Here is a 15158-nt window from a genome sequence, read left to right on the forward strand (position 1 = left end):
GACGGCATCCTTTGTTTGGTCTGTGTATAGAGTTCCTGACATGAAAAATGATGTCATTCTGACAGTCTTGCCGAAGTTATATACCTGCCTCCAGAAGGTGGCCGTGCCGGCCGGGGGTGAGGGGGGCGAATACATCCTTTTCGTTTCCTGCACGGACGGCAAGGGTCGCGCGCGCGTCCAGACCTTCCGGGGCGAGACGCTGGCGGCAGCGTGGCGCCAGGCAACGGAGCGCTTGCGGCGGATCGTCCGGGAGACACCCGATCTTGCCCGCTGGCTTCGCGTCGACGTTGTGGACGCCATGCGCAAGAGCGACTGGGGAACGTTGAAAAAGCTGCTGACCCAGGTGAAGCGCAACTATTGCCGCCAGGGCCTCTCGCTGGATGCACACGGCCGGCACGCATTTCTGGAAACAGAGATCAACGCCAATGCCATGCTCTACGGCGGCCCGCGGATTTCCCACTGTGTGGTCAACGAGCAGAACTTCAAACGATATGCCCGCCTGCGCCACGGACTGGAGGACGTCAATTTTGACGACGCGGAGTCCGTCTGGATGTTTACGACCCGTGGGTTCTTCGTGAGCCGCGATGAGCCGCATCGCATTCATGAGCTGTACGGGAGTGGCCGGTCGGCAGGGCGGCGTGTCGTGGAGGAACTGGACGTCGCGACACTGGAGGCGCTGATCCAGACCAGCAGCGGTTTTCTCGCGGGGCAGGTGCGGGAGGACGGCCGGTTTATCTACGGGTGGCACCCCTGTTTCGATCGTGAAATCGGGGCGTACAACGGACTGCGCCACGCCAGCACCACCTACGCCATGATCGAGGCGTGGGAGGTGACGCAGGACGATCGCCTGAAGGCGGCGATCGACCGTGCACTTGCCTGGCTCGTCCGGGAAGCCATTCGCGACGTTTCCTTGCCCGATGGCACCACCGCCGCCTTTCTCGTCGACGTGGGCAACGAGATCAAGCTTGGCGCCAATGCCGTTGCGATCCTTGCCCTGACCCGATACGCGGCCGCCACGGGCTGTCGCGATCATCTGCCTCTGCTGGAGAAACTCGCGCTCGGCATCCAGCACATGCAACGGAGCGACGATGGCTCCTTTGTCCATGTGCTCAACTATCCAGACCTCTCGCTCAAGGAAGCCTATCGCACGATCTATTACGAAGGCGAAGCGGCCTTCGGGCTGATGCGGCTCTATCATCTGACGGGAGACGCGCGCTGGCTGCAAACGGTTGAACGGGCGTTCGAGCACTTCATCGCACAGGAGCACTGGAAGCACCACGACCACTGGCTCAGCTACTGTGTCAATGAGCTGACCCGCTACCGCCAGGACGAGCGTTATTTCCGTTTCGGCATTCTGAATGTCCGGGACTATCTGGATTTTGTGCTGGAGCGGATTACCACCTTCCCGACGCTGCTCGAATTGATGATGGCTGCTCAGTCGATGCTCGACCGTCTGGCGGAATTGCCCCATCTGCATCATCTTCTTGGGGAGGTGGATCTGCCGAAGTTCAAGCGGGCCCTTCGTTTCCGGGCAAACTATCTTCTGAACGGTTATTTCTGGCCCGAACTTGCCATGTTCTATGCAAATCCCGCCCGTATCGCCGGGTCTTTCTTCATACGGCATCACGCTTTCCGTGTGCGCATTGACGACGTGGAGCATTATCTCTCGGGCCTGGTTGCCTATCGTAACCGGCTGGTGGCGCTTGCCTCCAGGGCCGAAGCGGCATGATGCGCCAGTCTGGTCTCACCTGGCCTCTGACAAGGACGGAAAATGGTTGAACTTGCGCACCGGTCGGGCCGGCTCGTGACTGTGGCCTGGGGCGGCGATGTCAATATCGGGCGCCGGTTCCACTATGGCATCAACGATGTGGACGGCCGCAATGCGCTTGCGGCCCTTCAGCCGCTGGTGGATGCGGACATCGGGATCATCAACCTGGAATGCGTGGTCGCAACGTCAGGCGTCGCATGCGTCGACAAGGGGGAAAGGGCATCCTACTATTTCCGGGCGCGGCCGGAGATGCTCGACGTTCTGGTCCGGGGCGGCGTGGATCTGGTGGCGACCGCAAACAATCACTCCGGCGATTATGGCCCGGATGCCTTGGTTGAGCAGGCGGAATGGCTTGAGGCGGCCGGGCTCGGATACGCCGGATCGGGGCGCACTCTCGAAGAGGCCTTCCGCCCGGTTTTCCGGCGCGCTGGCGCACTCGATATTGCGCTGTTCGCGCTTGATGCGACCCAGGCGAGCTTTGCGGCTGGTGAGACGACGCCCGGAACGGCGTGGCTTGATCCCGCGAGGCCGCAGGACTGGCATGACCTCATGGCGCCGCGCATCGCCGCGGCCCGGGCGCAGGCAGATGTCATTCTCGTTGCCATCCACTGGGGCCGCAACAACGTCCATCAGCCCGATGCGCTGGAAATCGCTGGCGGTCATGCCCTGATCGATGCCGGGGCGGATGCGGTGTTGGGCTCGTCTGCCCACGTGTTGCAGGGAATCGAGGTCTACAAGGGACGGCCCATCCTGCACGATGCTGGTGATCTGCTGTTCGATGCCCTCCGGCGCACGGACCGGGACGGCGGTCTGTTCTCGCTCGACATGGACCATCGCGGGGTGCACTGCGTCCGTTTCTCACCCCTTGAGCTGGGCTTCTGCGCGGCTGCTGTGCCGGACCGCGCCCTGGCGCGTGAGATGACGCACCGGTTTGCGGCAAAATGCGCGGCCCTCGGGACCCGGCTTGAGGTCCATGAGGATGGAACCGGTCAGGTTGATCTGGCGCCGCCCGAGAGGGACGTCCGCCAGAGTGAGGGTCCAGCCGAGGCGGCAACCCCGGTGCGTCAAACTCCGGCGCCACTCGACCAGCCGCGTGCCGAGTGGCTGGCGGATGAGGTGCCCCAAGACGCGCTGCTTACCGAACCCTTGCGGATCGGGCCGATGGAGCTTCTGGGGGTGCGGACATCTCCCGAGCGGCTGGATCGGGTCGGTCTGATTGCCGTTGAATCCTGGTGGCGCCTTGTCGAGCCAGCGGACCGCGATTGGCGCATCGATTTCCGCGCGGTCCCGGACAAGCGGGGAGCGATCGGCGACTGGGGCCTCAGCTGTGATCATGATCCGTGCGACTGGATGTGGCCGCTCACCCGCTGGCAGGTGGGACAGGTCTATCGGGACTTCTATACACTCAGGCCGTCTTCCGTGCGGGACTGGCAGGATGTGGCGCTGACGCTTTCCGTCGGGCTTGTGTGCGGCAAGGAGCGGATTGCCCGTCAGATGCTGCCACGCCAGGTGCGCTTCCAGTTGTCGCCCAAGGCCGGATATGCGGTGTTCCGCGCCCATCCGCCTCGGTATCAGGTGCCCGCGCCCGACAGGATCAGTCCGACGCCGGAAATTCTCTGGACCGCCGAACAGTTGGTGGAGATCACCGGCGGGAAATGGCTTGTACCGCCACCAGAGACCTGGTTCGTCCGTTCGGTCACGCACAAGAGCAGGCAGATGGACAACTGGTACATGCCTGCGCCGAGACTGCTGGCTGTCATCGACCAGAAAATGGCGATGAAGCACGAGCTGTCGGACTTTACAGCCGGCAAGTTCTGGGATGCACACGACCGGCTGTCCGGGTTGCAGGACAGGATCTCCGGCGCAATTGTCGCCAGGCCGGTGGAGGGATTGAGGCCGGATCTGCCGCTGCTTCTGGTGCCCGATCCGCTGCATGCGTTGATCCAGCTCGGCGCGGCGGCGCGCAACCGGCTGGCGGGCCATGTGGTGGCCATAACGGGAAGTGCGGGCAAGACCTCCCAGGGGCTCATGCTGATGTCGGCTCTCGGCAGGGACCGGAAGGTGCTGGGCAATTCCAGCCTCAACTACAACTCCCGGGTCGGGATCCTGCACCTGCTGGCCAATGCCCCGGCGTCAACCGACGTTGTGGTGGTCGAGGCGGCGGTGAGCGCAATCAATGCGCCAAGGTTCCAGAATATCCATCTGGTGCGCCCGGACATTGCCATCGTGACCAATGTGGGCCCGTCACACATGCGCTCGCCTGATGAGGGCGTCGAACATGTGGCCCGCCGCAAGGCCAACATCATCAAGGGCATGGTGCCGGGCGGAACCCTGCTGCTGAACAGCGAGATCGCATGCCGGGAAATCTTCATGGAACGCGCAGCCGAGCGCGGCGTGAAGGTGATGACCTTCGGCGAGGGTGATAACGCTGATATCCGGCTGCTTGGCTACGATCAGGCAACCGGGCAGGTGAGGGCAGTGCTGCCGGATGGATCTGTGCTCGAATACCGGCTTGGTGCGCCCGGCCGGCATATGGCTCTGAACAGCCTGGCGTGTCTTGGCGTGCGCATTCTGCTGGGCGGCGATCTCGCGACTGTTCTCGACGGGCTGGCTGCCTTCCGACCGGCGGGGGGCAGGGGAGCCGTGCGTCAGGTTGCGTTCGAGGGCATGGACCTGACGATTATTGATGAGGCCTACAATGCGAACCCAATTTCCATGCGGGCGGCTCTGGAGACGTTTTCCGCACTGGATGTGAAGGGGCGCCGGGTCCTGGTTCTGGGGGACATGGCAGAACTGGGCCCGCATGCTGCGCGCTATCACCGAGAACTGGCGGCGCAGGTGCTAGCTGCCAGGGCTGGCAAAGTGCTGCTGTGCGGCCCGCTGATGGCCGATCTGTGGGAGGAGCTGAAGCGATCCACGGATGATGGCATCGACGCCACCCATTATTCCGGAGTGGATGCGCTATTGCCGGACATCGGCAACCAGCTGGAGTCCGGCGACACGGTGCTGATCAAGGCATCCAATTCTGTCGGACTGCACCGTGTTGTGGATCGGCTGACAGAAAACGGGCGACCCGGCTGAACCGGATCGCCCGTCGTTCCTCAGTTCTTTGCCGGTTGTGCCGTGATCGGCTCCAAGCGGAAGCTGAAGCTGAGCGGCTTGAGCGGGATGCGGTACGGCATGTGCGGCCGCCCCTCCAGATTCCAGCCCGTATCGCCGCCAACGCCTGCCTGCAGGGCGTCGACCAGCAGCGTGCCGTTGCCATGCGGTTCGATGTCGGAGCTGTGGCGCTCGCCGAGCGGCCGCGGCATCAGGTCCGCATACGGGAAAGCCAGCGCGTTGACGGAAAGCGGCGTAGCTCCCGTCACGCGAATGCCCCGGCCATCTTTGGCCGTCAGCGCGATCCAGCGGGTGTCGGCCTTGGCGCCGGTCTCCTGCGGGCGCACATAGTCGTGGTGCTGCTCGGCAAGTTTGCCGGACCACAGCCCGAAGGCACCGCTCGTCTTGCGATCCCAGTAGGTCTCGTGCGGGCCACGGCCGTACCAGAATACGTCCGCGAATTCGGGCGTCGTCTCGAAGGCAAAGCCGATCCGCAGCGGATCCGGCAGGTCGGGTTTCAGCGGCTCGAACTGGCCGGTGACCGTGACCGCGCCGTCGCCACCCATCTCGTAGCGGGAGACGAACCGGGCCGCGCCCGCGCCCAGCCTGTAGGTGACGGTGACAACACCGGTGCCGTTCTCGCCCTTGCCGACGGTCAGCTCGTGCATGTGCCGCCGCTCGGACATCTTGCGCCAGATCAGGTGCGACTGCTCCACGCCTGCGCCGATGTCGTTGTCGGTGAGCGCCCGGTAGAAGTTGGGCGCGCCGCCTGACAGCAGGAGCTGACCGCCGTAGCCGTAACGCTCGATGAGGCCGGTGGTGCGGTTGATCACCAGTTCGGCCCCGCCGGCCGCCATGCGGATCTGCCCGTCCTTTTCCGCCACCGATACCGCTCCGGGTTTCGCCGCCACGTCGCGCGCCGCCGGGGCCGAGAGGATAAACTGCTCCCACGCGACCACGTGGTCCGCAGGCACCAGGGGGATGGCGTTGGGCTTGGCGCGTGCGCGCACGGTCAGCACATACTCCTTCGCCGGGTCGCGCCGGACATCGGGGAGCGGAACGGTAAACGCACGGGTTTCGCCCGCAGCCGCCGCGACATTTGCAAGGGGGCCGTTCGCAACCTCGCGGCCGTCTTCCAGCAATGACCATTCGAAGCGCAGGCCGCTGAGATCGACAAAGGCGTTGCGATTGATGACCCGGAGCCGGCCCGCACCCGCATCTTCGGCTTCGAACGCCACCGGCGCATAGACCTTGGCCACTTCATGATAGTGAGGGTTGGGCGTGCGGTCCGGCTGGATCAGGCCGTCCGCCACGACGCTCGGCCCCTCGCGCGGGGACTCGCCGAAATCGAAGCCGGATGCCCAATAGTTGCGCCCCTTTGCATCCTTGCGGATCAGCGTCTGATCAACCCAGTCCCAGATGAAGCCGCCCTGGAGTTTGGGGTGGGCGTAGATGACTTTCCAGTAGTCCGCCAGGTTGCCCACGCTGTTGCCCATGGCGTGGGCATATTCGGTCTGGATCATCGGCTGGGTGAAGTGGGGATCGGTCGCATAGTCGATCATGTTCTCGATATCGTCGTACATGGGTGCGTAGATATCGACATAGTCATTGATGCCATGCTGCATGCTGGTGGTGCCCCAGCCGAGGAAGCTGAGCACCCGGCCGGGGTCGCGCGACTTCACCCATTTCCCCGCCGCCTCGAAGCTGGGGCCAACGCCCGCTTCGTTGCCGAGCGACCAGAAGATGATGGAGGGGTGGTTCTTGTCGCGCTCCACCATGCGCTGGACGCGGTCGAGAATGGCCGCGGCGAACTCGGGCTGCTTGCCGATCATGCGGTCATCGGGGCTCTCAAGGCCGCCCATGAACTCGTGCGCTTCGACATTGGCTTCGTCCATGATGTAGAAGCCATACTCGTCGGCGAGTTCGTACCAGCGCGGATCGTTTGGATAGTGAGAGGCGCGCACGGCGTTGATGTTCGCCAGCTTCATCAGCTCCATGTCGCGGCGCATGGACTCTTCGGTGATGACACGCAGGTTGTAGGGGTCGTGCTCGTGGCGGTTGACACCACGGATCATGACCCGCCTGCCGTTCACGCGGATCTCGTTGCCGAACTCTCCATTCTTCACGATCTCGACCGTGCGGAAGCCGATGCGGCGGCTGGTGGCCTCCAGCACTTCACCCTTGTCGTCGATCAGCTCGATCAGCAGCGTATAGAGGTTGGGCGTCTCGGCGGACCAGGGGCGCACCGAGGGAATGGTGCCGCCCAGCGTCACTTTCTGGCCAACGGACCGCGCGGGGATGGCCCGGGACTGCGTCAGCACCGGCTTGTCGCCGTCCAGCACCGTCGCCTTGACCCGGGTGGCGCGCTTCTTGCCGGCCAGTTCGATGTCCAGCGCAAACACGCCGTCGCGATAGGCCTTGTCGAGCCCCGCATGAACCTCGAAGTCGCGGATGTGCGTCTCGGGCGTGGCAAAGAGGTAGACGCTGCGCTCGATGCCATTGACGCGCCAGAAGTCCTGATCTTCCAGATAGCTGCCGTCGGCAAAGCGGTAGACCTCGATCGCGATGGTGTTGCGGCCCGGCCTGACATGCGGGGTCAGATCGAACTCGGAGGGCAGTTTCTGGTCTTCCGAATATCCAACCTTCCTGCCGTTCACCCAGACGTAATAGGCCGCGCCTGCCGCGCCGATGTGCAGAAACACGCGGCGGCCCTGCCAGTCCGCAGGCAGGTCGAAGTCGCGCCGGTAAGACCCGACTTCATTGAGGCTGTGGTCGATGAACGGCGGGTTGGGCTCGAAGGGGTAGTTGCTGTTGTTGAAATAGGGGCGGCCGTAGCCTTCCATCTGGATGGTGGCCGGCACGCGGATGGTGCCCCAGGTGGAGACGTCATAGTCCTCCCGCCAGAAGTCGGCGGGGCGCTCCTCCGGGGTTTTGGAATAGTGGAACTTCCAGGTGCCATCGAGCGACAGCCGGTAGCGCGCCTGGGCCGGATCTTGCGACAGGGCCGCCTCGACGCTGTGGAAGCTGGTGAAGGTGGCGCGCGCCGGTTCCTTGCCGATCTGGAAGATCTCCGGGCGCTCCCATTCGGCGCGCTCCGGTTCCCCGGCATGGGTGTTTGCCGCGCAAATGCTGAGCAGGCCAAGCGCAACGGATGCACACAAAGCCGCTTTGGCAGCTTTCATCGATACTTCTCCCTACACTACTTTTTGGCGGACGCGCCCGGCTCGCCAGCCGCGACCCTTGATTCCGCGCCATCCAAGCTGTTGTTCTGGTGACGGTATAGAAAGTACTTTAACAATCCCCGGATGGTTCGTATACGGTATAATCTTTCGATCCGTTGCAAAGGGACCTGCGCCGATGCTCGCCTTTGTTCGCCTCCTGTTTGGAAGCCTGCTTCTCGCCAGCAGCGTGACGGCCACGGCTACGGCCGCGCCGACCGCGGCGGATTACGAGCGCTCGCTGTCGCTGCGCGAAAACTGGATGTATCTCACGCGGGATGTGGTGCTGTCCGCCCAGTGGGTGCCGGGCAGCCACGATTTCGTGTACCGGACCACGGTGGAAGGCGGTTTCGCCTTCATCCGCGAGAATGCGGACACGGGCGAACGCCGCCCGGCGTTTGATCAGGCGGCCCTTGCGCAGGCGCTGGGCCGGGCGATGGGCGAGCAGATCTCTCCGCTCAACCTGCCGTTCGAGGCGTTCCGCTACGCGGAAAACGGTCAGGCGATCGACTTCTCCCTCAACTATGAACCCTGGCGTTGCAGCTTTGCGACCAACGAATGTGCGTCGCGGCCGCGCGCGGGCCGTCCGTCTGGTTTCGGCGTGGTGCGCGATCTGCGCGTCCCGGCCGACAACAGCCCGAAGGTCTCGCCGGACGGCAAGTGGGAGGCGCTGGTCGAAGGCTACAACGTTGTCGTGCGGCCGGCCGGCTCCCGGGAGGCGAAGGCGCTGAGCCAGGATGGCTCCGAGGGCAACTTCTACGATCCCCAGACGATCCAGTGGTCGCCGGATTCGAAGAAGCTCGTGGTGTTCCGCGTGCGCCCGGGCTTTGCCCGCTACGTGACCTACGTGACCGCCGCGCCGGATGATCAGTTGCAGCCGACGGTCCGCCAGGAGCTTTATCCGAAGCCCGGGGATGCGATCGACATCGAGCAGCCGGTGCTGTTTGACGTTGCCGCAGGGCGGCAGATCAATATCTCGAACGCGCTGTTCCCCAACCCCTACCAGCTGCGGAACCTCAACTGGCGGGCGGACAGTCAGACCTTCGCCTTTGAATATACCGAGCGCGGCCACCAGCGCGCCCGGCTGATCGAGGTGGATGCAAAGAGCGGTGCCGCGCGCGCCGTCATCGACGAGAAGGCCGGCACCTTCATCTACCAGGATCGCAGCTTCCGCCACGACGTGGGCAACCTCGGCGCGGAAGTGATCTGGCGCTCCGAGCGCGATGGCTGGGCGCATCTCTATCTGTACGATGGCCGCACCGGCCGGGTGAAGCGGCAGATCACCAAGGGGGACTGGGTTGTCCGCGAGGTGGTGCATGTGGATGACGGGGCCCGGCAGATCTGGTTTGCGGCCAGCGGCATGAACCCGGGCGAGGACCCGTATTTCATCCACTACTACCGGATCAACTTCGACGGGTCCGGCCTCACGCCGCTGACCAGCGTCCGGGCGAACCATCAGGTCAGCTTCTCGTCCGACATGCACTATTATGTCGACATCTACTCGCGCGTCGACATGCCGAACATCGCGGAGCTGCGCCGGGCAAAGGACGGCGCGCTGGTGCGCCGCATTGCGGAGGGCGACATCTCCCGTCTGCTGGCCGCCGGGTTCCGTGCGCCGGATGTGTTTGTCGCCAAGGGGCGGGACGGCAAGACCGACATCTGGGGCCTGATCGTGCGTCCGCGCGACTTCGACCCGAACAAGCGCTACCGGGTGATCGAGAACATCTACGCGGGCCCGCATGACAGCTTTGTGCCCAAAAGCTTCTGGCCGTTCGGTTATCATTCGGGCGGCGACAAGGTGATCGGCATGCAGGCGCTGGCGGATCTCGGCTTCATCGTCGTGCAGATCGATGGCATGGGCACCGCCAACCGCTCCAAGGCGTTCCACGATGTGGCCTGGAAGAACCTGGGCGATTCCGGGTTCCCGGACCGCATCCTCTGGCACAAGGCAGCTGCCGCCAAATACAGCTGGTACGATATCGAGGGCGGCGTCGGCATCTATGGCGCCTCCGCGGGCGGTCAGAGCACGCTGAGCGCACTGCTGTTCTTCCCGGAATTCTACACGGTGGGCGTCGCCTATGCCGGTTGCTTCGACAACCGCATGGACAAGATCAGCTGGAACGAGCAGTGGATGGGCTGGCCGGTCGATGAGAGTTACGCGCGCGCTTCCGGCGTCGACAACGCCTGGCGCCTGCAGGGCGATCTGTTCATCATCTTCGGCGAGCAGGACACCAACGTCGATCCGTCCTCGTCGCTCCAGGTGGTCGATGCGCTGATCAAGGCAGGCAAGGACTTCGACCTGCTGGAAGTGCCGGGCGGCGACCACGCGGTCGGGCGCTCCACCGGCCCGATCCGCTACGCGCACCGGCGTCAGTATGACTTCTTCGTGCGGCACCTGATGAGCGCGGAGACCCCCAAGTGGAACCGCGCCGCGGCGGCTCGCTGAGAGACCCGCGGGAGCGCAGCCGGAACGGGGAGGGCGGGCGCGTCCTCCCCGTTGCGTTTCTGGCCAAGCGGAGCGCTGGACCTGCCTTATTCCCGCCAGCAGTGCCGGCGCCCGGTCCTCGATGAGGCCCTGACCGGCAAGCCCGAGGCGACGGCCGGCGGCGGTTGCTTTCTGCATTGACCGTGCCGCGTATCCGTGCATTTTGGTATACAGTATTTTGTTTGGAGGCGTATCATGTTTTCTCCCACTCGCCGGCAGCTCTTGGTCGGCGCGGCATCGACGGCCCTGGCGCTCCAGGCAGGGCGCGCGTTTGCAGCCCAGACGTCCGGCGTGCTGCCGGCCCGTGCGCGGCCGTTGCCGCTCGACCGCATCCGCCTGCGGCCGTCGCCGTTCGCGCATGCCGTGGAGACGAACCGCAAGTATCTGCTGTCGCTGAGCGCTGACCGGCTGCTCCACAACTTCCGGGTCAATGCCGGGCTGAAGCCGAAGGCGGCAGTCTATGGCGGGTGGGAGAGCGACACCATCGCCGGGCATACGCTCGGCCATTACATGAGCGCCCTTGCGCTGACCCATGCCCAGACCGGCGACGAGGCGTGCCGCGAGCGGCTGGCCTATATCGTCGATGAGCTGGCGATCGTGCAGGCGGCCGAAGGCGACGGCTATGTGGCCGGCTTCACGCGCAAGCGCAAGGACGGCACCATTGTCGACGGCAAGGAGATCTTCCCCGAGATCATGGCCGGCAACATCCAGTCGGCGGGGTTTGACCTGAATGGCTGCTGGGTGCCGTTTTACAACTGGCACAAGCTGTTCGCCGGCCTGTTCGACGCCCAGACCTGGTGCGGCATCGACAAGGCGCTGCCCATCGCCATCGGCCTTGCGGGCTACATCGACCGGGTCTTTGCCGCGCTGAACGATGAGCAGGTGGAGCAGGTGCTGTCGTGCGAATACGGCGGTCTCAACGAGAGCTTCGCCGAACTCTATGCGCGGACCGGAAACAAGCGCTGGCTGGCGCTGGCACGGCGCATCTACGACCACCGCGTGCTTGATCCGCTGAAGCGTCAGGAGGACAAGCTCGCCAACTTCCACGCCAACACCCAGATCCCGAAGCTGGTCGGCCTGGCCCGCCTCTATGAAGTGGACGGCAAGGACGAAGACCGCGTCGCGGCGCGCTTCTTCTGGGAGCGGGTGACCAGTCAACACAGCTATGTGATCGGCGGTAATGCGGACCGCGAATATTTCTTCGAGCCGAACACCATCTCGCGCCACATCACCGAGCAGACCTGCGAGCACTGCAACAGCTACAACATGCTGAAGCTGACCCGTCAGCTCTACAGCTGGCGGCCGTCCGTGGACCTGTTCGATTACTACGAGCGCACGCACCTCAATCACATCCTGTCCCAGCAGCACCCGGTGCACGGCGGCTTCACCTATATGACGCCGCTGATGAGCGGGTCTGGACGCGAATATTCGCAGCCGGACGAGGATGCGTTCTGGTGCTGCGTCGGCAGCGGCATGGAAAGCCACGCCAAGCATGGCGAGTCGATCTTCTGGGAAGGCGACGGCATGCTGCTGGTGAACCTCTACATTCCGGCGCAGGCCCACTGGGCCGAGCGCGGCCTGGATCTGGTGCTCGACACCCGCTACCCGTTCGAGCCGGAAAGCACGCTGACGCTGTACCGGCTGCGCCGTCCGGGCCGGTTCCCGATCGCGCTGCGCGTACCGGGCTTCGCCAACGGCAAGGCCGATATCACGGTGAACGGCGAGGTGTTCCGTGCGCCCATCCACGAGGGTTACGCCATCGTTGACCGCAAGTGGGCGGAGGGCGACGTGCTGACCATCTCCATTCCGCTGGAGCTGCGCATCGAGCCGACGCCGGATGACCCCAAGACCGTGGCGATCCTGCGCGGCCCGCTGGTGCTTGCGGCCGATCTGGGCGCGGTGCAGGAGAAGTTCTCCGGCACGGCGCCGGCGCTGGTTGGCTCCAACGTGCTCGCCGGTTTCAAGGCGGTTGACCCGAAGTGGGCCATCTACGACACGCGCGGCGTGGTGCGCCCGGGGGATCTGCGCTTTGTGCCGTTCTACAGCCAGTATGAGCGCCGCAGCGCCGTCTACTTCAAGCACTTCACCGATGCCGAGTGGGCGGTCGAGGAAGCCGCATTCCTTGCCGAACAGGAGCGCCAGCGCGACCTCGCGGCCCGTTCGGTGGACGTGATGCACCTCGGCGAAATGCAGGCGGAGCGCGATCACGACCTGACGGCGGAAATCTCCTATCCGGGTGCCTACCGGGGCCGTAACGGCCGCGATGCCCGCAGCGGCGGCTTTTTCGAGTTCACGATGAAGTCCCGCGATGAGCCGCTCATCCTGGAGGCCACCTACTGGGGCGACGAGCGCCGGCGGACGTTCGACATTCTGATCGACGGGACCAGGCTGGCGACGCAGACGCTGAATGCGGAGCGCCCCGGCGAATTCTTCACGGTCGAATATCCGGTGCCTCGCGCCCTGACCAAAGGCAAGTCGCAGATCCGCGTCCGCTTCGAGCCGCATGAGCGCAGCTCGGCCGGTCCGGTGTTCGGCGTGCGCCTCTACACCGCGAAGCCGGGAGAGGCGAAGTAAACCTGCAACCGGCGGCCCGTCGTGTCCTGCGGCGGGCCGCTGTCCTGATCCGGGGGAAGGGGAGACGGGATGATGCGCAGTCTTCGGGCGGCCCTGTTGGTGGCGACCGTTCTCGCGACGGCGGGGTGTGAGGAGGCGTCGCGGCCGGAGGGCATTCCCGTCGAAGCGCCGGGCAACCCCATCCTTGCGGATGGCCGCTATTACTCGGCGGATCCGGCGCCGCTCGTCTTTGACGGCAAGCTCTGGATTCTCGCGGGCCGCGATGAAGCTCCCGCCGATGTCAACGACTTCATCATGAATGAGTGGCAGCTTCTTGCCACCGATGATCCCGCATCGGGGAAGTGGCTGCACTACCCGGCCATCCTCCGCCCGGAAAACGTCTTCAAGTGGGCGACGCCCGGCCGGGCCTACGCCGGGCAGATGGTCAAGGGGCCGGACGGGCGCGTCTACTTCTATGCGCCGGTCCATCAGGCTCATTCCACGGCCGAGGACAGGTTTGCAATCGGTGTCGCCGTTGCCGACCACCCGACCGGTCCGTGGGTGGACGCCCACCCCTCGGGGCCCATCATCTCGCAGGAACGCCCCGAGCCCAACAGGATCCAGAACATCGATCCAACCGTGCTGGTCGACGACGATGGCCGCGTCTTCCTCTACTGGGGCACGTTCGGCCAACTGCGCGGGGTCGAGCTGGAGCGGGACATGGTCACCCCCAAGGGCGATGTCGTGAAGGTCGACAGTCTGCCCGGCTTCTTCGAAGCGCCCTGGCTGATGAAGCGGGATGGAACCTACTACCTGCTGTATGCGGGAAACCGTGCCGGACCGGAGTCCGATTGCACGCCCGCCCTCTACCATGCCTGCATCGCCTACGGAACCGCGCCGACGCCGCTGGGTCCGTGGACCTATCGCGGCGTGCTGCTGAAGCCGGTTTCCTCAACGACCTCCCACCCGGGCGTGATCCAGTTCAAGGGCGAATGGTATATCGCCTATCACACTGCGGATGCGGAAGGCGGCGGCCACTTCCGCCGCAGCGTGGCGATCGACCGCCTGGCGTTCGATGACACCCAGTCACCGCCGGCGATCCGCCTGGTGACGCCGACGCGGCGTCCGCAGCCTGCGCCCGCGCCGACGCGCAACATTGCCGGGCAGGCGACGGCGGCGGCCTCCAACGAGCCGCTCCCGGTGAAGTACTGGATCAAGGCCCTCAACGACGGCATCACCCGGCCCGCGCCGCTGCCGCCCGACCTGTGGGCCGCCGTCTCGGAGACCAACCCGGCGCAGTCGTGGATCGAGTATCGCTGGGAACAGCCGGTCATCCTCAACGGCGCACGCCTGTGGTTCTGGGCCGATCAGCCGGCCGGTGCGCAGAGCGGCATCGCGCCGCCGCAGGCGTGGCATCTGCTCTATTGGGACAAGGCCTGGAAGCCGGTGCCGAATGCCGAGGGCTATGGCACCGAACCGGGTGCCTTTCAGGACGTGACCTTTTCTCCGGTGACGACGCGCTGCCTGCGCGCGGTGCTGACCGCGTCGGGGGGCAATGGCCGCTATGCAGGCCTTGCGGTTCAGGAATGGGAAGCGCTGGCGCCCGAGCCGCAGCAGCCCCGGCTGGCCGGGCCCGATCCGGCAGCGCCGTGTGACCATTAACCCGGAGAGCAGCTCGGGAGCAGCGGGAGACAGCCCGCTGCCCAAGGCGGGCCTGCGTTTTCGCTGTCGATGGGAAGAAACAGCAACGATTGCCTGAACTTGCAGCTTCTTTTAATCGCGATTAATTCACCCTCTTGACTTCCTCTCAAACCCATACAGTACATAGTATACATAATACAGATAGTGTAACGTGTGCTTGCAGGGGGTTATGTCCGAGGTGGCAACTGCCATCCTGTTGAGATGGATACCTTTTCCAGCATGACGAATGCGCTGACAGGCCAACGGTCCTGGGCGAAGGACTGCGGGTCTGGCGTTCCGCGCGGCGTTTCCGGCTCTGCCGCCTGATGTGAACGAGGACAGGACACGAGGGAAT

General features: G+C 64.7%; 6 protein-coding genes. 5 read left to right on the forward strand and 1 reads right to left on the reverse strand.

Annotated elements, in window-relative coordinates:
• Positions 1-40: 40 nt before the first annotated feature.
• Both ACSJJU_RS09240 and ACSJJU_RS09245 read left to right on the forward strand, forming a co-directional pair.
• Positions 41-1729, forward strand: coding sequence for a hypothetical protein (locus ACSJJU_RS09240; protein WP_435915095.1), 1689 nt, complete (start codon positions 41-43; stop codon positions 1727-1729).
• Positions 1730-1771: 42 nt separating this feature from the next.
• On the forward strand, positions 1772-4849 hold the full coding sequence (locus ACSJJU_RS09245) for a CapA family protein (RefSeq protein WP_435915096.1): 3078 nt from the start codon (positions 1772-1774) through the stop codon (positions 4847-4849).
• 20 nt (positions 4850-4869) lie between these two features.
• Here ACSJJU_RS09245 and ACSJJU_RS09250 read toward each other — a convergent pair whose 3' ends face one another.
• Positions 4870-8049 carry a glycoside hydrolase family 2 TIM barrel-domain containing protein gene (locus ACSJJU_RS09250; protein ID WP_435915097.1) on the reverse strand — a complete coding sequence of 1060 codons (3180 nt, stop codon included), beginning with the start codon at positions 8047-8049 and terminating at the stop codon, positions 4870-4872.
• A gap of 175 nt (positions 8050-8224) precedes the next feature.
• Between ACSJJU_RS09250 and ACSJJU_RS09255 the strand changes: the two genes are divergently transcribed.
• From ACSJJU_RS09255 to ACSJJU_RS09265, 3 genes are all read left to right on the forward strand, one after another.
• Positions 8225-10531, forward strand: coding sequence for a DPP IV N-terminal domain-containing protein (locus ACSJJU_RS09255; protein ID WP_435915098.1), 2307 nt, complete (start codon positions 8225-8227; stop codon positions 10529-10531).
• Between the two features lie 234 nt (positions 10532-10765).
• Complete coding sequence (locus ACSJJU_RS09260) at positions 10766-13144, forward strand: beta-L-arabinofuranosidase domain-containing protein (protein WP_435915099.1); 2379 nt, start codon at positions 10766-10768, stop codon at positions 13142-13144.
• Positions 13145-13213: 69 nt separating this feature from the next.
• Complete coding sequence (locus ACSJJU_RS09265) at positions 13214-14785, forward strand: family 43 glycosylhydrolase (RefSeq protein WP_435915100.1); 1572 nt, start codon at positions 13214-13216, stop codon at positions 14783-14785.
• Positions 14786-15158 lie beyond the last annotated feature (373 nt).

The organism is Pedomonas sp. V897 (genome assembly GCF_051304405.1).
Lineage (GTDB): Bacteria > Pseudomonadota > Alphaproteobacteria > Sphingomonadales > Sphingomonadaceae > Pedomonas.